General features: G+C 66.8%; 13 protein-coding genes. 6 read left to right on the top strand and 7 right to left on the bottom strand.

Annotation, left to right across the window (positions count from 1 at the left end; genetic code table 11):
* Positions 1-296: 296 nt before the first annotated feature.
* From SOM28_RS02830 to SOM28_RS02840, 3 genes are all read left to right on the top strand, one after another.
* A complete protein-coding gene (locus SOM28_RS02830; RefSeq protein WP_320467112.1) occupies positions 297-2,405 on the top strand; it encodes a bifunctional rhamnulose-1-phosphate aldolase/short-chain dehydrogenase in 2,109 nt (702 codons plus the stop codon).
* A 113-nt stretch (positions 2,406-2,518) separates the two neighbouring features.
* Positions 2,519-3,814, top strand: a complete 1,296-nt coding sequence (rhaI, locus tag SOM28_RS02835) for an L-rhamnose catabolism isomerase (protein ID WP_320467113.1) — start codon at positions 2,519-2,521, stop codon at positions 3,812-3,814.
* A gap of 2 nt (positions 3,815-3,816) precedes the next feature.
* A complete protein-coding gene (locus SOM28_RS02840; protein WP_123068355.1) occupies positions 3,817-4,140 on the top strand; it encodes an L-rhamnose mutarotase in 324 nt (107 codons plus the stop codon).
* A gap of 50 nt (positions 4,141-4,190) precedes the next feature.
* Here SOM28_RS02840 and SOM28_RS02845 read toward each other — a convergent pair whose 3' ends face one another.
* Positions 4,191-5,540, bottom strand: coding sequence for a TolB family protein (locus SOM28_RS02845; RefSeq protein WP_123068354.1), 1,350 nt, complete (start codon positions 5,538-5,540; stop codon positions 4,191-4,193).
* A 156-nt stretch (positions 5,541-5,696) separates the two neighbouring features.
* Here SOM28_RS02845 and SOM28_RS02850 point away from each other — a divergent pair, with 156 nt between their 5' ends.
* Both SOM28_RS02850 and SOM28_RS02855 read left to right on the top strand, forming a co-directional pair.
* Positions 5,697-7,970 carry a DUF6250 domain-containing protein gene (locus SOM28_RS02850; protein WP_320467114.1) on the top strand — a complete coding sequence of 758 codons (2,274 nt, stop codon included), beginning with the start codon at positions 5,697-5,699 and terminating at the stop codon, positions 7,968-7,970.
* 15 nt (positions 7,971-7,985) lie between these two features.
* Positions 7,986-9,410, top strand: coding sequence for a glycoside hydrolase family 88/105 protein (locus SOM28_RS02855; protein WP_320467115.1), 1,425 nt, complete (start codon positions 7,986-7,988; stop codon positions 9,408-9,410).
* Between the two features lie 9 nt (positions 9,411-9,419).
* Here SOM28_RS02855 and SOM28_RS02860 read toward each other — a convergent pair whose 3' ends face one another.
* From SOM28_RS02860 to SOM28_RS02880, 5 genes are read right to left on the bottom strand one after another with little or no spacing between them, the layout of a single operon-like run.
* The gene (locus tag SOM28_RS02860) at positions 9,420-10,394 is read right to left on the bottom strand and encodes a glycoside hydrolase family 43 protein (protein WP_123068351.1); all 975 of its coding nucleotides are present in this window, start codon (positions 10,392-10,394) and stop codon (positions 9,420-9,422) included.
* Complete coding sequence (locus SOM28_RS02865; RefSeq protein WP_320467116.1) at positions 10,391-11,680, bottom strand: rhamnogalacturonan acetylesterase; 1,290 nt, start codon at positions 11,678-11,680, stop codon at positions 10,391-10,393. The genes SOM28_RS02860 and SOM28_RS02865 overlap by 4 nt, the downstream gene beginning before the upstream one ends.
* 19 nt (positions 11,681-11,699) lie before the next feature.
* The gene (locus SOM28_RS02870; protein WP_320467117.1) at positions 11,700-14,381 is read right to left on the bottom strand and encodes an exo-rhamnogalacturonan lyase family protein; all 2,682 of its coding nucleotides are present in this window, start codon (positions 14,379-14,381) and stop codon (positions 11,700-11,702) included.
* Between the two features lie 3 nt (positions 14,382-14,384).
* Positions 14,385-15,605 (bottom strand): DUF4861 family protein, encoded by a 1,221-nt coding sequence (locus SOM28_RS02875; RefSeq protein WP_320467118.1) that lies wholly within the window; start codon positions 15,603-15,605, stop codon positions 14,385-14,387.
* Positions 15,606-15,615: 10 nt separating this feature from the next.
* Complete coding sequence (locus SOM28_RS02880; RefSeq protein WP_320467119.1) at positions 15,616-17,490, bottom strand: rhamnogalacturonan lyase; 1,875 nt, start codon at positions 17,488-17,490, stop codon at positions 15,616-15,618.
* A 250-nt stretch (positions 17,491-17,740) separates the two neighbouring features.
* Between SOM28_RS02880 and lldD the strand changes: the two genes are divergently transcribed.
* Positions 17,741-18,874, top strand: a complete 1,134-nt coding sequence (lldD, locus tag SOM28_RS02885) for an FMN-dependent L-lactate dehydrogenase LldD (protein WP_123068346.1) — start codon at positions 17,741-17,743, stop codon at positions 18,872-18,874.
* A gap of 18 nt (positions 18,875-18,892) precedes the next feature.
* On the opposite strand, the gene SOM28_RS02890 is transcribed toward lldD, so the two are convergent.
* Positions 18,893-19,885, bottom strand: a complete 993-nt coding sequence (locus SOM28_RS02890) for a site-specific integrase (protein WP_320467120.1) — start codon at positions 19,883-19,885, stop codon at positions 18,893-18,895.
* Positions 19,886-20,025: the final 140 nt, after the last annotated feature.

A 20,025-nucleotide genomic window follows, 5' to 3' on the forward strand; every position in this document is an offset into this window, starting at 1 on the left:
TGGGCAGGAATCGCGGGGTGTTCGAAAAGAGTAGTTTCTAGATGCAATATCGTCAATCACCAAATGATCAATTGACTGATTATTTCCCCGCGCTGCAGCGCACAAACGCTCAAATCGATCAAGTCGGTGATTGATTCTGACTTGGTCAGCAAGTTGATTGTTTCCGCGTTGACACCCCGTGGGCCGCTGCTTTCTACTGTCTGCCGATGCCGTAGCGCTGCCCGATCAGCATGCGGACGCAGGACATGGAAGAGACGCATCGATTCGATGACAAAACAATCAACTAGGAGATATTGATGGGCGCTTTGAGCGAAACGAAGCAGCGCGAACCGATCACTTCGCGCTGGGATGAAGCCGTCGCGGCCACGCTGAGTGAGCCGGAACTGCTGCTGTACCGGTCCAACCTGCTGGGTTCCGACCTGCGGATCACCAATTTCGGTGGCGGCAATACCTCGGCCAAGATCGATATGATCGACCCGCTGTCGGGCGAGCAGGTCGAGGTGTTGTGGGTGAAGGGCTCGGGCGGTGACCTGGGCAGCATCAAGCTGGACGGATTCTCGACCCTCTACATGAGCAAGCTGCATGCGCTCAAGGGACGTTACCGCGGCCTCGAACACGAGGACGAGATGGTCGGCTACCTGCCGCACTGCACCTTCAACCTGAACCCGCGCGCGGCCAGCATCGACACCCCACTGCACGCCTATATCGCACGGCGCCACGTCGACCACATGCACCCGGATGCCTGCATCGCGATCGCCGCCTGCAAGAACAGCAGGGAGCTCACCGCGAAGATCTTCGAGGGCGAGCTGGGTTGGCTGCCATGGCAGCGTCCGGGCTACGACCTGGGCCTGAAGCTCGAAGCGGTGTCGCAGGCGAACCCGCAGCTGAAAGGCATCATCCTCGAAGGCCACGGCCTGTTCACCTGGGGTGATACCTCGCAGTCGTGCTACGAGACCACGCTGGCGATCATCAAGCGCGCCGAGGATTGGCTGGCGCAGAACGTCCAGCAGCCGGTGTTCGGCGGCCAGGCCAGCCCGATCCTGCCGGCGTCCGAGCGTGCGGCGCTGGCGGCGCGCCTGATGCCACTCCTGCGTGGCAAGATCAGCAAGGACGAGTACAAGCTCGGTCACTTCGACGACAGCGACGCCGTGCTCGAATTCGTGAGCAGCGCCCACCTGGCGCCGCTGGCCGCGCTGGGCACCTCGTGCCCGGACCACTTCCTGCGCACCAAGATTCGCCCGCTGGTGCTGGACTTCGACCCAAGCGCGCCCGATTTCGAGCGCCTGGCGGCGAGTCTCGACCAGGCCTTGGTCGACTACCGCGCCGACTACACCGCGTATTACGAGCGCTGCAAGCGCGCCACCAGCCCGAAGGTCCGCGACGCCAACCCGATCATCTACCTGATCCCGGGCGTGGGCATGCTGTCCTTTGCCAAGGACAAGGCCACGGCGCGCATCGCCGGCGAGTTCTACGTCAATGCCATCAATGTGATGCGCGGCGCGAACGGCGTCGACACCTATGTCGGCCTGCCGGAACAGGAAGCCTTCGACATCGAATACTGGCTGCTCGAAGAAGCCAAGCTGCAGCGCATGCCCAAGCCGAAAAGCCTGGCCGGACGCATCGCGCTGGTAACCGGCGGCGCCGGCGGCATCGGCCAGGCGGTCGCGCGCCAGCTGCTGCAAGAGGGCGCCTGCGTGATGGTGACCGATATCGACCCCGAGGCGCTCGAGCAGGCCGGGAAGGACCTGGTCAAGGTGGCTGGCAAGGACAGCATCGGCACCGTGCGCGCCAATATCACGAGCGAGGAAGAAGTGGCCGGCATCCTGGAAGCGGCGTCGCTGCGCTTCGGCGGCGTCGACCTGCTGATCTCGAACGCCGGCATCGCCTCGGCAGCGCCGCTGGACGAGACCACGCTGGACATCTGGAAGCGCAACCAGGACATCCTCGTCACCGGCTATTTCCTGGCCTCCCGCGCCGCCTTCCGCATCATGAAGCAGCAAGGGCTGGGCGGCAGCATGGTCTTCGTGGGCAGCAAAAATGGGTTGGTAGCATCAGCCGGCGCCTCGGCCTACTGCACCGCCAAGGCGGCCGAGCTGCACCTGGCGCGCTGCGTGGCGCTGGAAGGCGCAGAACACGGCATCCGCGTCAACGTGGTCAATCCGGACGCCGTGATCCGTGGCTCGCGCATCTGGGACGGCAAGTGGAAGGAAGAACGCGCTGCCTCCAACAAGATCGAAGCCGACGACGTCGAGGAGTTCTACCGCAAGCGCAGCATGCTCAAGCTGTCGGTGCTGCCGGAAGACATCGCCGAAGCCGTGTACTTCTTCGCCAGCGACAAGTCGGGCAAGAGCACCGGCAACATCCTGAACGTGGATGCCGGCAACGCCGCTGCCTTCACCCGCTGACCACGATCGATACGCTAAGATAGCAAGACATCACAACAAGCCGGGACGCCGACCCATCAAGGTCGCGTTACCGGTCATCGGCGGCTTATGCCGCCTGCATGGAGGAGACGAGAATGACAAGCGTAATCGACGCTGGCCTGGTCGCGGACCAGAACGCCAAACTGGACGCGCAATTGCAGGCCGACTACGAGGGATTGGGCGGCATGCTGGCGCGCCGCGGCCTGGACATCGACAAACTGACCGCGCTGGCGCAAACCTTCGCCGTGTCGGTGCCCAGCTGGGGCGCCGGCACCGGCGGCACGCGTTTCGCGCGCTTCCCGGGCCACGGCGAGCCGCGCAATGTGTTCGAGAAGCTGGAAGACTGCGCCGTCATCCACCAGCTGACGCGCGCCACCCCGAGCGTGTCGCCGCACTTCCCGTGGGACAAACCGACCGATGCATCGGAGCTGCGCGAAACGGCCAAGGCGCTGGGCCTGGCCTTCGACGCGGTCAATTCGAATACCTTCCAGGACCAGCAGGGCCAGGAACAGAGCTATAAATTCGGCAGCCTCACCTCGACCAGCGCCGCCGTGCGCGCGCAGGCAGTGGCTCACAATATCGAATGCATCGAGATTGGCCGTGCGATCGGCTCGCAGGCGCTGACCGTGTGGGTCGGCGATGGCGCCAACTTCCCCGGCCAGCACAATCTGCGCGGCGCGCTGGAACGCTACCTGGACAGCATGCGCGAGATCTACGCCGCGCTCCCGAGCGACTGGAACGTGTTCATCGAGCACAAGCTGTTCGAGCCGGCGTTCTATGCCACCACCATCGCCGACTGGGGCACCAGCTTCGCCTGCGCCACCGAGCTGGGGCCGAAGGCCAAGTGCCTGGTCGACCTGGGCCACCATGCGCCGAACACGAATATCGAGATGATCGTGGCGCGCCTGGCGCAGTTCGGCAAGCTTGGCGGCTTCCACTTCAACGACAGCAAGTACGGCGACGACGACCTGGATTCCGGCTCGATCAACCCGTTCCAGCTGTTCCTTGTGTTTAACGAGCTGGCCGATGCGGCGCGCCGCGAGGGCGAGGCCTTCAAGCCGGCCTATATGCTGGACCAGTCGCACAATGTGACCGATCCGATCGAGAGCCTGATGAGCAGTGCGGCCGAGGTGCAGCGCGCCTTCGTGCAGTCGGCCCTGGTCGACCGCGCCGTTCTGACCGGCCTGCAGGAGCAGAACGACGTGCTGGAAGCGGCGCAGACCCTGAAGCGCGCCTTCCGCACCGACGTCAGCCCGATCCTGGCGATGGCGCGCGTGCGTGCGGGTGGCGCCGCCGATCCGGTGGCCTGCTACCGCGCCAGCGGCTACCGCGATCGCGTGGCCGGCCTGCGCCCGGCAAAGGCCGGCGCCAGCGGCAGCGGGATCGTCTGATCATGAGCGTTCACGCCACGCGGGCCTTCCGCATGAAGCTCACGGCCGGCAACGAGGCGGAGTATCGTCGCCGGCACGACGCCATCTGGCCCGAGCTGGCTGCGCTGTTGTCGGACGCCGGCATCCACGACTATGCGATCTTCCTCGACGAAGCGACGCTCGACCTGTTCGCGGTGATGAAGCTGCATCCGGGGCACGAGCTCGGGCCGCTGCCCGATCATCCGGTGATGCGCAAGTGGTGGGACTACATGGCCGACTTGATGGAGGTCGAGCCGGGCAACCGGCCGAAGGAGTGGCCGCTGACCCAGGTGTTTCACCTGGCTTGATTCAGATTGATCCGACGGCCTGGCATTGCCAGGCCGTTTTCCCATCCGGGTCAGCGCGCCGGGAAGCTGCGTTCGAGCCAGGCCTTCGGCACCGGCACCACCACGATATTCATCGAGCGGCCGTCTTCCGACAGCATGGCCGACTGGATCTGGATGCGGGTGCCGTCGGCATTGAAGGTCGGGTGCGGGTGGTCGGCCGCGGTGGTCTTGTGGCCGGTGGTGAGCATCATCATCTCGCGGTTGCGGCGGTCGATCAGGTAGACGCTGCGGCTGAAGTCATCGCCGACGGCGAAGCGGCCGTCGCTCGAGCCGTGCACGTGCCACAGGCCGCTGCCAGACTCGGTCTGGCCGACGATCTGCATCTGGCGCGTGCGCAGGTTGACGATCGCCAGGCCGGTCGGCTTTTCGCGGGTGCCGGTGGCGCCCCAGCCGTCGTCCTGGCCCGGGTTGGCGCCGCCGACGTCGGTGGCGGGGCCGGCCACCGACGCCGCCGCGCCCGGAATCGCGCGGTGCCCCATGATCGCCATCGCGACCTCGTCCTTCGTGATTACCGCCTCGTGCGTGACCCATTCGTACTGCGCTTCCGGATACAGCGGACGCAGGCCGCTGCCGTCGGCGCGGACGGTCCAGGTGCGCTGCGGCGACTTGCCGCCGGTCTCCCAGCAGAACACGATCTCACCCGGATTCCATAGATTGGCCTGGATGTGGCCGACCTGGAACGGCACCGATACCACATGCTTGATCTCGCCGGTGCGCACGTTCAGGCGCGCGATGCCTTGCGGGCCGGCGCCCATCTTGCGCGGGCCGAAGGCCGGCTCGATTTTCGTTCCCGGCGCCAGGTGTTTGGCGGCCTGGCCAGGGCCGACCTTGAAGTAAACCCACTCTTCATCGGCGTCGAGCGCCAGGTCGCCGCCGGCTTCCAGTTCGGCCGGCAGGTTGGAGACCACGCGCTGGTAGGTCGCCGCGGGCTGCATGCGCTTGGCGGCGCTGTCGGCCAGTACCCGCGCCAGATCGGTTTCGACGATCTGCAAGCCAGCATCTGCCTTGCGCATGTAGTACAGCTTCATCGACTTCTGCGCCAGGTTCAGCATGCCGGTGTAGCCGCCCTCGGTCACTTGCACCAGGTCGCCCGTCTCTTCGTTCACCGCAAGCGCCTCGCTGCCGGCCAGGCGCGAGCGGAATACCAGCCACTTGCCATCGGCCGTCCACTGCGGGTGGGTTGGATAGATCTTCGAGTCGCCGTGCGGTTTGCTGGTCAGGAAGGTCAGTTCGGTGCCGGTGACCGGATCCTTGACGAGCTTGCGCTCGGAGGGAAAGCGTTTGCCGATCTGGGCCGAGGCGTCGGCGCACAGCAGCAGCGCGACGGCCAGGCCGATCGCGGAATGCATGAGGGGTCGCATGAGGGTGTCTCCGTCTTGTGGATGTTGTCCGCTCATTGTTACAGTACGAGTTGCTCATTTCCAATCATATTGCTGATTCTTTCTGCGTATTGACTGCCGTGGTTGATCGCGCCGCATAGAATCTGCCTATAACAACGACCGACGGAGACCGTGGCAATGACTGTTTCGCGCGCCCTACAGCGGGTATTCGCATGGCTGGTGCTGGCCTGCGCCATCGCGCCGGTCCATGCACAAGGCCAGTCGGCTGCTGTGAACACCGACCCTGCGCGCGCACAGGTCGTGCTCCCCGAACCGGCCAACCCGGCCCTGCCTTCGATCATCCTGATCGGCGACTCCACCGTGCGCAACGGCCACGACGACGGCCAGGGCAAGGGCGCTCAGGGGCAGTGGGGCTGGGGGAATCCGCTGGCGGCCCACGTCGATGCGGCACGCGTCAATCTGGTAAACCGCGCCGTGGGCGGCCTGTCCAGCCGTACTTACATCAGCAGCGGGCATTGGGAGCGCACGCTGGTCCTGGTCAAGGCGGGCGACGTCGTCATCATGCAGTTCGGGCACAACGACGCATCTCCGGTCAATGACGACAAGCGCGCGCGCGGCACGATCCGCGGCGTGGGTGAAGAGTCCACCGAGATCGACAACCTCCTGACCGGCCAGCGCGAGACGGTGCACAGCTACGGTTGGTATCTGCGCAAATATATCGCCGACATCCGCGCCAAGGGGGCGACGCCGGTGGTGGCCTCGCTGGTCCCGCGCAAGGCGTGGAGCGACGATGGGGGCAAGGTGCGCCGCAATCGCGCCGATTACGCGGGCTGGGCGGCCGAGGTGGCGCGCAGCGAACAGGTGGGTTTCATCGACCTGAACGAAATCGTGGCGACCCGCTACGATGCAATGGGGCGTGATGCCGTCATGGCGCTGTTTCCGGCCACCGTGCCGGACGAGCGCGTCCACACCAATTGGGCCGGCGCGGTCCTGAACGCCCAGGTCGTGGCGACCGAGCTGGCAAAGCTGGGCGACCCGCGCATGAAGACTTTCCTGAAACCGGTGGACGACGTGCGGCCGGTGGTCGATGCGCGCACCGTGCGCGACGAGGCGGCGCGCGATCCGTCCTTGCCGACCCTGTTCCTGGTCGGCGATTCCACCGTCAAGAGCGGTGGCCAGAACGGGGCGATCGGCTGGGGCGAGCGCATCGCGCCGTATTTCGATACCGGCAAGATCAATGTGGTCAATGCCGCGATCGGCGGTCGAAGCAGCCGCACCTTCTTTACCGAGGGCCGCTGGGAGCGGGTCAGGGCGCAGCTCAAGCGCGGCGACGTGGTGCTGATCCAGTTCGGCCATAACGACGGCGGCCGCATCGGCGACCCGGCCTCGAAGAATCGTGCTTCCGCACCCGGCATCGGTCCCGAGACGGTCGAGGATACCCGCCCGGACGGCAGCAAGGAGCAGGTGCACAGCTTCGGCTGGTATATGACGCGCTACGTCGCCGACGCCAGGGAAAAGGGCGCCACCGTGGTCATTGCCGCGCCCATCCCGCACCGCGACAAGTGGCAGGGTGAGCGCGATTTCGCCAATTTCGCCGACTGGGGCCGGCAGGTGGCCCAAGCCGGCGGCGCCCACTTCATGGACTTGACGATGCTGGTCTCGGACGCCTATCGCGACATCGGCGCGGCGACGGTCGACACCTTCTTCTCGGACGCTCGCACCCATACCAATGCCGCTGGCGCCGAATTCAATGCGCGTCAAGTCGTCGCCGGCCTCGCAGCGCTGCCGGGTAACCCGCTGGACGCTTATTTTTCGCCGCAAGCCTGCGTGCGCTGGGGCGAGCGCGGCGCCTTGCTCCATCAGGATGATTTCAATGGCTCCTTGACCGGCTATGTGAGCGAATATGCGCGCAAACCCGGCAACGTCGTCGCCAACCGCGACGGCCGCCTGCTGATCGACGTCGATTCGGGCGCCACCGTGTGGCTCGACAAGCCCCTGTCGGGCAACCTCCTGATCGCCTACACGCGCCGGGTGGTGATGGACGGCGGGCCGAACGACCGCCTGTCGGACCTGAACCAGTTCTGGATGGCGCGCGATCCGGCGCGCGATTCGCTCTTCACCCGCTCCGGCAAATTCGAGGACTACGACAACCTGGAGCTGTACTACGCCGGCATGGGCGGCAACGGCAACACCACCACGCGCATGCGCCGCTACGGCGGCGGCGAGCGCGCGCTGGTCGCCGAGCGCCTGGGCCGCGACTTCCTGCTCGAACCCAATCGCGACTACCGCGTCGAGATCGCGGTGCGCGACGGCTGCACGCGCATGCGCGTGGACGGCCGAGACGCCTTCACTTATTACGACCCGCGGCCGCTCACGCGCGGGTATTTCGGTTTCCGCACCACGTGGTCGCGCCAGACCATCGCCGGACTGACCATCCACCAAATCCAATAAAAGGAGACACAAGCAATGCAATCATCGAAGCCGCGCCACACCCTGATGGCCATACTCGTGGCGGGCCTGTTCCCGTTTTCCCTGAATGCGATCGCGCAGGACGCGCCGCCGCCGCAAGAAAAAGGGCCGGCCCCGGCCGACGCCATGCTGCATGCGCTCGACGTGAAGTACCCGACACCTTACCGCGCAATGGAAGCGGCCGAAATCAAGGCCGTGCTCGATCGCGTGTTCGCCTACCTGGACCGCACCACGCCGGCGGAGCTGATCGACAAGACCACGGGCGCCGCCATCACCGATGTGGCGTCGGCCAATCCGAACGCCGTGCTCAAACCCGGCGACTTTCGCCTGAACAGTTATGAATGGGGCGTGACCTATATCGGCATGCTGGCCGCGACCCAGGCCACCGGTGACACCCGCTACCAGGATTACATGACCAAGCGTCACACCCTGCTGTCGCAATTGACCCGCGCCTATCTGCCGGCGGTGAAGGCGGATGCACAGAACGCGCATGCGCCGATCAAGGGCTTCCTGAACCCGCATGCGCTGGACGATGCGGGTGCGCTGTGCCACAGCTTCCTGAAGGCCAAAGTGGCCGGCTCGAAGGTCGACTACGGCCAGATGATCGGCGTGTGCGGTGACTTCGTCACCAACAAAGAGTACCGCCTGAAGGACGGCACGCTGGCGCGCGGCGGCCCGGACGGAAAAGGCGGCCGCAAGATGCGCCCGCTGCCGGACACCCTGTGGCTGGACGATATGTTCATGGGCGTGCCGACCATGGCCTACCTGGGCAAGACCACGGGCGACAGCAAATATTATGACGACGCGGTGCGCCAGGTGCAGCAGTTCTCCAAGCGCATGTTCAACCCCAAGCTCGGCATCTACATGCACGGCTACGTCGAGGGCAAGCGTGATCACCCCGAGCTGCGCTGGGCCCGCGCCAACGGCTGGGCGGTGATGTCGATGGTCGAGGTGCTCGAAGTGCTGCCGAAAACCCACAAGGGCTATAACGCCGTGCTCGAGCAACTGCGCGCGCACATTCGTGGCCTGGCCAGCTACCAGACCCGCGACGGCTTCTGGCACCAGCTGATCGACCGCAACGACACCTACCAGGAGACTTCGGCCACCGCGATCTATGCCTACGCGATCGCACGCGCGGTCAACCGCGGTTACGTCGAACCCGAGATGTATGGTCCAATGGCCAACCTGGCCTGGAATGCGGTGGCCAGCAAGGTCACGCAAAACGGCCAGATCGAAGGGATCTGCGTGGGTACCGGGATGGCGTTCGACCCGGCCTTCTACGCTTATCGGCCGACCAGCGTGAAGGCGGCGCACGGCTACGGTCCGGCCCTGCTGGCCGGCGCCGAGATCATCGAGATGAACAAGAAGTTCAAGTTCGGCCTGAACGACAGCGGCCTGATGTTCCAGGGCGGCCGCGACTGACCTTCACCCTCAGGGCGCCAGCGCCCTGAGCCGCTCCACCAGGCTCGCCGGGGCCGCGAAGGCGGTCCCATGGCGTATCTTGGGCGGAAAGCGCATGCGCGTGCTGACGTCTTCCCAGTGCAGCATGTCGCGCGAGCGTAGCGCGCCGTAGTGGCCGGCGGTGTAGGCGTCGAAGTACAGCAGCACCTCGTCGCCAACCTGCAGCGCGCTCGGTCCCTCGGCCCACAGGCCCGCCGGCGTGATCGGTGTGCTCAATGTGCCGAACGGGCCGTCCAGGCTCGCCGCCTGTGCGACCTGCAGGTATTTGCGCGGCGGATGGCGGGTCTCGTCCTTCACCACCAGCCAGTCGCGACCCAGTGTCCGCACGAAGGTGGCGTCGATCACCGAGAAACCCGGATCGTAGAACAGCCGGGTCGGCGTGAAGCTGGAGAAATCCTTGGTGGTGGTGGCGTAGATGCGGTGGTCGTATTTCTTGTCGCCGGCAGCGTCGCCGCCGGCCTCGGTCCGGGGGAAGCGGCCCGGGATCGTCGATGACCACAGGATCAGGAAATGTGCGTTTCCGGCGTCGTAGAACACCTCGGGAGCCCAGGCATTGAGCGCCGTCGGTTCGTGCGCCATCACCGGCAGGCTGCGCTGGTTCGACCATTGGACCAGATCTGGCGATGACGCGTAGCCGATGCCGGTATCGTTCCAGCCACTGGTCCAGACCATGTGGAACAGCCCGTCCGGCCCGCGCGCGATGCATGGGTCGCGCATCAGCTTCGTCGGGCCGACGGTGGGCGCCAGGAAGCTGGCGCCGCCGCGCAGCGCCTCCCAGTGGTAGCCGTCGCGGCTGGCGGCGAAATGCAGGCCGTCGGCGCCGTTGCCCAGGAAGTAAGAGAACAGGTAAGCCTGGTCTTCGGTGGAACGACTGGCCGACCGCGGAACGGCGCATCCGCCGAGCAGGCCGCTCGCCAGCAGGGCCAGGGTGGTACGGCGCTTCATCGAGCAGCCCCGGTGGTCACTTCGCGCTGTCCGTCGTCGCCGAGCGGCCGTGGTTGCGTTCGACCGGGGCTGGGCGGCACCGTGAAGCCAGCCATCGGATCGGGATGGGCGGGGTCGAAACGGAAGTCGGGCACGAGGTGGGCGGCATGCGCAAGTTTCGCCTCTCGCATGCCCAATGCTACCGACTTGGCCAGCAGGTAGCTGCCATAGGGGTTGTGATGGGTATTGTCCAGCTTTCCCGGCGCCGGCGATGCGAACGCCGCCTTGGAGCCTTCGACGCCGAGGGCGGCGTACATGGTCTTGCTCATCGCGTTCAGGTCGATGAAGGGTGCGCCCAGCTCGCGGGCCGACTGGCGTGCCGCTTCGGCATAGTCGGTGAGCGAGGGCTTGACCTGGCCTGCGGCGTCGAAGGCGCGGCGCTCGACCGGCGAAACGATCACCGGCAGGCCGCCGCGCGCACGCGTCATGTCCACGTGCGTCTTGATCTCGGCCTTGTAGGTCGTGAACGGGCCGCTGCGGTTATCCTTGATCTGCTTCTGGTCGTTGTGGCCGAACTGCATCAGGAGCAGGTCGCCCGGCTGCATCATGCTCAGGATCTTGTCGATGCGGCGGCGCGCCATCGAGTCGCGGTAGGTTTCGCCCGATTGCGCGTGGTTCGATACCGCGACGGTGGGACCGAAAAAGCGCGGCAGCATCTGGCCCCAGCTGTTATATGGTTCCCCTGGCTGGTCGCTGACGGTCGAGTCGCCCAGCAGGAAGATGGTCGGCACCCTGGCCGGTACGATCTCGAGGCGCTGGACGGCGCTTGGATCGCCATTGAACTCCAGGGTCAGTCGCTCGTCCCAGTTCCAGGCCTCGGACTCGGTCTCTCTCGGAGCCTTGAGGGCGACCGCGCCGGCCGCGACGCCGGGAACGGCGGCGATGCGCGCGGTGCGCACATTGGCGACGAAGGTGCGCAGCACGCGCTGCCCGGCGGCTGCCGGCACGTTCTCGAGCATGAGCCGGCGCAGCTCCGATTTTACGGTGGTCGCCGTCGGCTGCGTGGCATGGCCCAGCACGACGGTGACGGCGTAGTTGCCCTCGGGGAGACGGACCGAAAAATAACTGCCGCCGTCCTCGAAGCCGTAGCCGCGCCCCGCATCGTAAGGTGTGCCGTGGGCGACGCGGGTGTAGCCTGCGGGAGCGTCGGCGTCGCCGAACACGTATTGAGCGGGCGCGGCGGCGTGCGCCTGTGCCGCCAGCAGTGCGCCGGCCGCCAGGCAGAGAGCGTGGAAAGTGTGGGTCATGGCGGATCGGATAAAAGGGTCAGAGGGCGTCACCGATCAGCGCCAGGTTCTGGATCGCGGCCAGGCCCCATTGCGCGGTGTCGTTGGTGGTGGCCCACGGCACCTCAGTGACTGGATTGAGCGTGGCCGCGCCAGTGACCTTGGTTGCCACGAAGGGTGGATAGGGGCGCACGCCCGCGAACTCATGCCAGGCGCGGCGCGCCAGCGCCGGGTCCTTGCGCCGCCAGGCCGCATACGCCGTCAGGCGGGAGTGACCGACCACCAGCACATCGGAGCCGCCATGCGGCTTGCCCAGGCGGCGCTGCTGCTCGTCCTTGGGCGCGTTATACAGTGCGCAGTAATCGAGCCAGGCGCGCTCGAAGGCTTGATCTCCGGTGAGGGCGATCAGCTCGTCGAATACTTCCACTGCGCCAAACACGGCATTCAGGTGCGAGGCCTTGACGCTGTCGCCGGCCATATTGTGCAGGCGCCCGGTTCGGGGCTCATAGCCCATGCGTTCGCCGCTGAAGAAACCGTGCGGCATGGCGGCGATATCGCGCATGCCGGTCAGGATCTTGTCGCGGTAGCGGATGTCGCCGCTGCGTTCCCATTCGGTGAGCCAGTTGGCGGCCAGCGACGCCCAGTCGGTGCCGAAGCTGGCGCGCACCGGATACGGTCCCTTGGGCGGCTGGTTCGGCAGCTTGCGCACCGGGTCGACCGCATCCAGGCGCAGGTCGGCGTCCAGCAGCTCGCGCATCACGTCGCCGGTGCGCTCGTCGGCCGTGAGGTAATAGTACATGCGGCGGTAGACCGCGGTGCTGATGCGCACCTGCTTGGCGCTGCAGCCCCAGTGCTGGACATTGTGGCGCGTGCCCAGGCCGGCGAAGCGGCCCAGGTGGTAGGTGTCCACGTCCGTGGTATGGCGCACCATGGCTTCGCCCATGCGGAAGATGTCGGCGCGGCCGCTGCGCAGGAAGGCGTACCACAGCCACAGGTCGGGCGAGAGTTCCGAATTGGCCCACGCATAGCCGCCGACGTCGTAGCGCCATTCGTGGCGGTCGGCATCATAAGTATGACGCACGTCGCCATGGTCCCAGAAGCCGTACCAGCGTCGCTGCTCGACCTCGTCGCGGTAGAACGCGAAGTGGGCGTCGAGCCGGTCTTCGATATTGGCCTTGGCTGGCGTCGAGCGGTCCGGCAGGCCATACAGATTGCCGAAGGCGCGTGTGGCCAGGATATGGGCTGGCGCGGCGCACAGCTGCGGCGGGGATTGGACCTGGGTCGCCATGCGCACCAGCTGCTCGCGCGCCGGCGTCGTGTCCAGGGCCCATAGCGTAAACTCGCTGCTACGCGCCACGCCGACCGGCGTGCCGAAGCCCTTTTCATAATCCTCGTAGGTGACGTCCAGCGCCTGCAGCTCGTCGGCATGCGTTTCCATGCCCATGCCGTCGTGGTAGAAGCGCAAGTCCATCGCCGGCGCTTCGGGCGACCAGATCCACAGCGTGACCTGGGCGGCGTCCGTGTGTGCGTTGCGGATGTCGAGCTGGGTCGGATGGCGCTGCCAGAAGTCGCGCATGCCGAAGGCCAGGCCGCCTCTGGCGCCGCCGATATAGCCCAGGCCCGGCGCGCGCCGGCCCCAGGCGGCGTCGATCCAGCCATGGCCGGCCTTGGTGCGTTTGCGGATGCGGAAGCTGTCGGGCGAGAGCTGGGCCAGGCTGTAGTCGCCCCAGGCCGGGATCAGGTGCAGCGACTTGTTCACGCGCTCGGCGACCGGCGGCACCGCCTGGCCGGCCAGTTGCGCCTTGCGCACCGCCTCTCCGGGATCGCGCCGCAAGCCGGTGAGATTGCGCACCCCCTCGGCCCACAGGCCGCCGGCCTCGCCGCCGAAGCGTACGTGGCGGTCGTGCGGGGCGTCGACCAGGGGAACGTCGAAGCGCAGGCCGAGGCCGCGCACGAAATCCTTCTGCTCGTCGCCGTCGAATACGAAGGTGTGCATGATGCGCACCGATTCGGCGCCGGCGTAGAAATACAGGCGCAGCACGAACGGCAGCCAGGAACGTCCGCCGTCCTGCGTGCGGTGCATGCCTTCGACCTTGACCACGCTGCGCTGCGGGCCGCGCTGCTCAAGCGTGACGCGCTGCAGCCGGCTTTCGTAGGCCGTCTGCCGGGTGCTGCCGTCCGGGCTATCGTCGCAGAGGGCGACCAGCTTGCCGGCGCGCGCGATGTCGCGTCCTCCACGGCGCAGGCTGCGCACGATCTCGGCGCCCTGGCGCGGGACCGTGCATTCGATGACACCGGTGTCGATCACGATGGCGTCGGGGCTTTCCTTGACCGTCAATTGCTTGCCGCCCTTGGCGCCCGAGTTACCCGGGCGCAGTCGCAGCCGCCCGGGCGCCGCATCCATGGCTGGCAGCGCGTGCGCAGTCCACTTCAGCGAGCCGTCCGGCCAGTAGGCGGTCGGCCAGCTCTGGCAGGGCAGGTCGCCGTTGTCTCCCGACAGGACGAAGGCCTGGTCATTGCGCAGCGCGCCGCGCGGCCAGGGCACGCCGAAGGTGGCGCCGGTCATCAAACCAGGCCTGCCTTCGAGCCAGGATAGTTCCACGCTGCCCGGCGCGGCCGGCGCGGCCGGCGCGGCATCGGCCTGTGCGGCGTTCACCCCCAGCGGCAATGCGGCGGCCAGCGCGCCGGTCTTGAAGAAGGTGCGTCGGGACAGCGGGGCCACTGCTTAGCGTCCCGCCGCCAGGCTTACGCTCACCGGTGAGCGCAGGCGCGCCGCCTCGTCGGCGACGTGCTTCTGCCACAGCGCCTGGGTCGCGAACGGGCTGCCGCGGGTCCAGGCGGCGCCGACGTGGTAGCGCAGCGGCTTGCCCGACGTGACCGGCGCCGTCACCAGGCCGTTGCGCGCATCGGAGGCGAAGGCCGATGCCGACGGCACGATCACCGCCACGCCGAAGTCGCCGAAACTGCGCTGCGTGACCCATTGCACCAGGCTGCCGTCCGCCTTGTTCTCGGCAAAGTCGACCCTGACTTCCTGGCCCTTGTCGCTTGGCGTCTTATGCAGGCCGACGGCGGCATTGAGCGTGGCCGGACCGCTGAAGGTGAAGGTGCTGTCGATGCGGTCGAAATAACGGCCGGCGTCGACCGTGAAGCGTTTGACTTCCGCGACCTTGGCGCCGTTGGCATCCCAGGCGTCGTAGTGCAGTTCGAACACGGTGCGGATCGGGCCATTGGCCAGGATCCGCCACTCGCGGTAGTTGGCGCCGACGTGGAGCTGCTTGCCATCCCAGATGCCAGTGCCGCCGGCGCCGCGGGTCGGGCCGACGTTGTACATATCGATGCCTTCGCCCTGGTCTTCATGGTAGTGGTCGTGGCCGATGTTGTACCAGCGGTCGACCACCGGATACGGCACCCGCTTGAACCAGATATCGAGACCGCTGGTGACCAGCACTTCCTTGTCGCTGCCCGGCGCGGCCGGCGCCTTCAGCGCGGGGCCATAGGCGCGGTGCGCCAGCTTGTCGTTTTCCCAGGCGAAGTCGTCGAGCCGCTCCTGGACGAAGCGCGCATAAGTCCTGGGCGGGAACGGCGGCACGGTGGCGCCGGACTTCTCGATCGTGAAGGTGGCGGACTTCTCGCCGGCCTTGAAGTCATACTGGAACAGCAGCTCGCCATAAGCGGCGCCGATCATCTTCGGGTCCTTGGCGGTGGCGTCGACATTGGTCACCTGGTAGGCCAGGGTGCGGCCGGCGGCGTCCTTGATCACGAGTTGCTGCGAGCGTGCCTGGGGCAGGGCGTCGTTGACGCGGGCCCAGGGGACCGAGATCGTCTCGGCCGGGCGCGCGATGTCGAGTGCATGGCTGGCGGTCACGCTCAGGCGATCAAAGGCGCTGGCATCGAAGGAGAACAGCGCGGCGACGGCGGCGAGGGGAAGGGTCAGGCGAAGATTCATATCGAAAGCTCTATCTGGATTGATCGGAAGTCTGCAGCGGCAGCGTCATGCCTTCGCCGAGGAAGAAGCTGGGGTGGGGTGGCTGGTTATAAGCGGCATTCTGCGCCGCCACCTGCACCCGGTACTGGGTGTCGTGCATCAGGGTCGGGATGCGGTGCCGGGTCGGCGCCGTGGTCGAGAACACCAGCAGCGCCTCGTCGTTGGCGCTGCGCCAGACCACTTCTTCGCGCCAGTCGCCGAACAGGTCGGCCGACAGCACGGGATTGGCCTTGGTGCCGTTGATCGAGGCGGCGCCATGTTTCGCGCCATCGAGCAGCGGTTCGAGGCGCTGCGCCTGCGGGTTCCATTTTTCGATCCGGGTGCCGTCGAGCGATTCGCGCAGCAGGTCGCCATCCCACCACAGGCCGAAGTTGTAGGCCCGCGGACGGGTAGTCGAGATCTGCACTCCGGCGGCGTTCACCAGGCCGCCGGCCGGGTCGTTGATGCCGCCGATCGCGGCCCAGCACTCGTTGCCGGGGTGCGCGGGATCGATGTCCATGCAGATGCCGCGTCCCACATCGATGCTGCTGGCGATGCCCCACAAGACCTTGCCGGTGGCGGCGTCGTGCATCTCGGCGCCGTTGCCGCGGTAGCACGATGGCGATTCGTGCACCATGAATACCTGCAGGCCGGGGCGGCTGGGGTCGTGCTTGCCGACGTGCAGGGCGTCGCCGTGACACAGGCCGGTGCTGTACATCAGCGTGCCGTCGCTCCTGATGGTGGCGGCGCCGTAGACGATGTCGTCGCGGCCGTTGCCATCGGCGTCCGCCACGGCCATCCAGTGCGCGCCCTGGCCGGCGGCGGCCGCATTGGCAGGAAGGTCGCTGTCGAATACCCAGCGCTGGGTGAGCTTGTTGTCGCGCCAGTCCCAGGCCGCGAGCACGGCGCGGGTGTAGTAGCCGCGCGCGAAGACTGCGCTCGGCCGCTTGCCGTCGAGGTAGGCTACGCCGCCCAGGAAGCGGTCGACCCGGTTGCCGTAGGCATCCCCCCAGGCCGCGACGTCGCCGCGCAGCGGCGTGTAGTCGGTGCTGGCCAGGGCCGCGCCGGTGCGGCCGTCAAACACGGTCAGGAACTCCGGGCCGGCCAGGATGTAGCCGGCCTTGTTGCGATGGTCCGCCGCCGGGTCGCCGATAGTCTTGCCCACGCCGTCGACCGTGCCGTCGGCGGTCTTGGCCATCAGTTCGGCGCGGCCGTCGCCGTCGAAGTCGAAGGCGAGATAGGTCGTGTAGTGGGCGCCGGCGCGGATGTTCTTGCCCAGGTCGATGCGCCACATGAACGTGCCGTCCAGGCGGTAGGCGTCGATCAGGGTCGAACCCGTGTAGCCGCGATGGGCGTTGTCGTGGGCGTTGGTCGGCTGCCACTTGACCAGCAATTCGTAGACGCCGTCGCCATCGAGGTCGGCAGCGGAACCGTCGTTGACGCCATAGGTATAGGCTTCGCCGTCCGGGGTGACGCCGCCAGCGGGCTTGCGCAAGGGGATGGTCTTGAACGGCTGCGGCCAGGTGGCGCCGGCGCCCGCGTCGACGGCGCTCTCCGCCCCTTTGCTGACGGCGCGTACGCTGTAGGCCGCGCTGGCGGCGGCGCCGGCATCGACGAAGTTGGTTGCGCTCAGCGGCGTGGTATTGAGGCGCACGCCGTCACGGTACAGGTTGAAGGTGGTGGCCGGGTCTTCCGGGCCGAGCGCGCGCCAGCTGACGAAATTGCCGTCGCCGGTGTGGATCGCGACGACGCCGCGATCGAGCGGTTCGAGCTGGCGGCCAGGGGTGGCGCAGGCGGTGCAGGCCAGTGCCAGCAGCGCGAGGGCCGTGCCACGTTTGAGTGCTTGGTATTGGGAGGAGGACGCCATGGTTATCCTGTCGCTGATCAAGGCTTGCCCGGCCGAGTATTCATTTTCCGTTCGGGGAGTGTCAACGGGCGGGCGGCTTCGTGGTCCATTTAATCAGGCGCTTGAGCGTTTGCGGCCCATGTCAATACCGCGCGCGCGATCAGGACACTGATTATCCCGGCCCTGTCGATGGACGAGGAGGCGGGCGACGGCGTAGACTGCGGATTCGATCCGCTCATCTGCTCATCATCTGCCCATCTCGACCTCGTACATGATCATTTCGTCCGCCACCGACTTCCGCCAGGCCGCGCGCCGCCGGCTGCCTCCCTTCCTGTTCCACTATCTCGACGGCGGCGCCGGCGCCGAGCAGACGCTGCGCAGCAACGTCGACGATCTGCAGGCGATCAGGCTGCGCCAGCGCGTGCTGCGCGGCTCCGAGCAGCTTGACCTGGGCGTGCAGTGGTTCGGAGAAGGCTATTCGCTACCGATCGCGCTGGCGCCGGTGGGCCTGACCGGCATGTATGCCCGGCGCGGCGAGGTGCAGGCGGTGCGCGCCGCCTGCCACCGCAACATCCCGTTCATCCAGTCGACCGTCTCGGTGTGCCCGCTGGCCGAGGTGGCGGCCCAGGCCGCGCACCCGATCTGGTTCCAGCTCTACGTGCTGAAGGACCGCGGCTTCATGCGCGACGTGATGCGCCGTGCATGGGAGCTCGGCTCACGCACGCTGGTGTTCACGGTGGATATGCCGGTGCCAGGCGCGCGCTACCGCGACGCCCACAGCGGCATGAGCGGGCCGAACGCGCCGCTGCGGCGCATGCTGCAGGCCGCGCTGCATCCGCGCTGGGCCTGGGACGTGGGCCTGTTCGGGCGTCCGCACGACCTGGGGAACATCACGGCCTATCGCGGCAGCGCTACCGGCCTGGCCGACTACATTGGCTGGCTCGGCGCCAATTTCGATCCCGGCATTGCCTGGCCCGACCTGCAATGGATTCGCGACGAGTGGCAGGGCAAGCTGGTGATCAAGGGGATCCTCGATCCGGAGGACGCGCGCGATGCGCTGGCCTTCGGCGCCGACGGCATCGTGGTGTCGAATCACGGCGGGCGCCAGCTCGATGGTGCGCCGTCCAGCGCCTCGGTGCTGCCGGCCATCGCGGCCGCGGTCCAGGGGCAGATGACGATCTTCGCCGACGGCGGCGTGCGCACCGGGACCGACGTGTTCCGGATGCTGGCGCTGGGGGCGGACGGCGTCCTGCTGGGGCGCGCCTTCGTGTATGCGCTGGCCACGCAGGGCCAGGCCGGGGTCGAGCGCCTGCTGCAGATCATGGAGAAGGACTTGCGTACCAATATGGTCCTGACCGGCGTGCGCTCGGTCAGCGAGATCGGGCCGCACTTACTGGCGGCCTGACAGTTTTTCACGCGCTGCTCACGCTTCCGGATCGGGCTTCACGCGGGTTAGCTTGTAGTCGGCAGCGGAGCGCTCGAGCGCCAGGCCCAGCACGTCCTTCAGTTCGTCGGGACTCGCGCCCTGATCGAGCTGGCGCTTGGCGAAGGTGTTGCGCAAGGTGCGCCCGCCCGAACGCGACAAATCCATGCCGGCGCGTTCGAAGGTGGCGCGCATCTGCATATAGACGGTTTTCCTGGTCATCCTGGCGCCGGTGAGGTTGGCCGGGAAGACGAACTCGCCCGGGATCGCCATCGCGTCCCGCTCTTCGAGCCAGGCGCGCAGCTCGTCTGCGCCTTCGCGGGGGAGGGCGACTTCGTGTTCATGGCTGGTATCGAGCTTTTCCTCAGGGGTGATCGTCAGCACGAGCGCGCCGTCGATCGAGGCCTGGCGGCCCACTTCGGTGGTCAATAGACCCACCGCTTCCGTTACCTTCAGTCCCGCCAGCGCGATGACCACCTGCATGGCGCGATCGCGGCGACGCTTCCAGCCATCGAACGGCGTGTTGCGGCGTTTTCGCGGCGCCTCGGCCGGCAGGGCGGCGAAGAAGCGCTGCAGCTGGTCTTCCGACAGGGTGCGTCCGGCTTCGTCCCTCGCGATGTGGGCGCGGTCGATGCCGAGGATCGCCTCTTGCGCCGGATTGGGCACGACCCCAAGATGCTCGTAGCAGCGTTCCAGCAGGCGCAGGTAGCGGTAGGCGATTTTGCTGTTCAGGACGCGCTTGCCCTTGACCGTGCGGCCGATGAAGCGCAGCAGGTCGGTCTGCGTCACCCGGGAGAACGTGAGTCCCTGTTCCTGCAGCCAGCTCGCCAGGTTGTTGAACATGAACAGGTAGATCTTTGCCGATTCGGCGGACAGCACCCGCAGTGTGCCGTCGGCGCGCTGGCGCCGGCCGGTTTCGGCGAAAGCCGTGGTGGATATGAATGCCTTGAAGGATTTGACGGGGTCGGCGTCCCATGAAGTGGCGGTGTGCATGGCGAGACGTGTTGGATGGGTGTGGCGTCACCATATCATAAAACGTAACTAACCAACATAAAATGAAAGAAATACCAAATTCAGCTAACGCTAACGACTACGAAAAAGCTGACAACCCATAAACAAGGCTGGCAAGAAGG

The sequence above is a fragment of the Massilia sp. CFBP9026 genome, assembly GCF_034045165.1.
Classification (GTDB): Bacteria; Pseudomonadota; Gammaproteobacteria; order Burkholderiales; family Burkholderiaceae_D; genus Telluria; species Telluria arenae.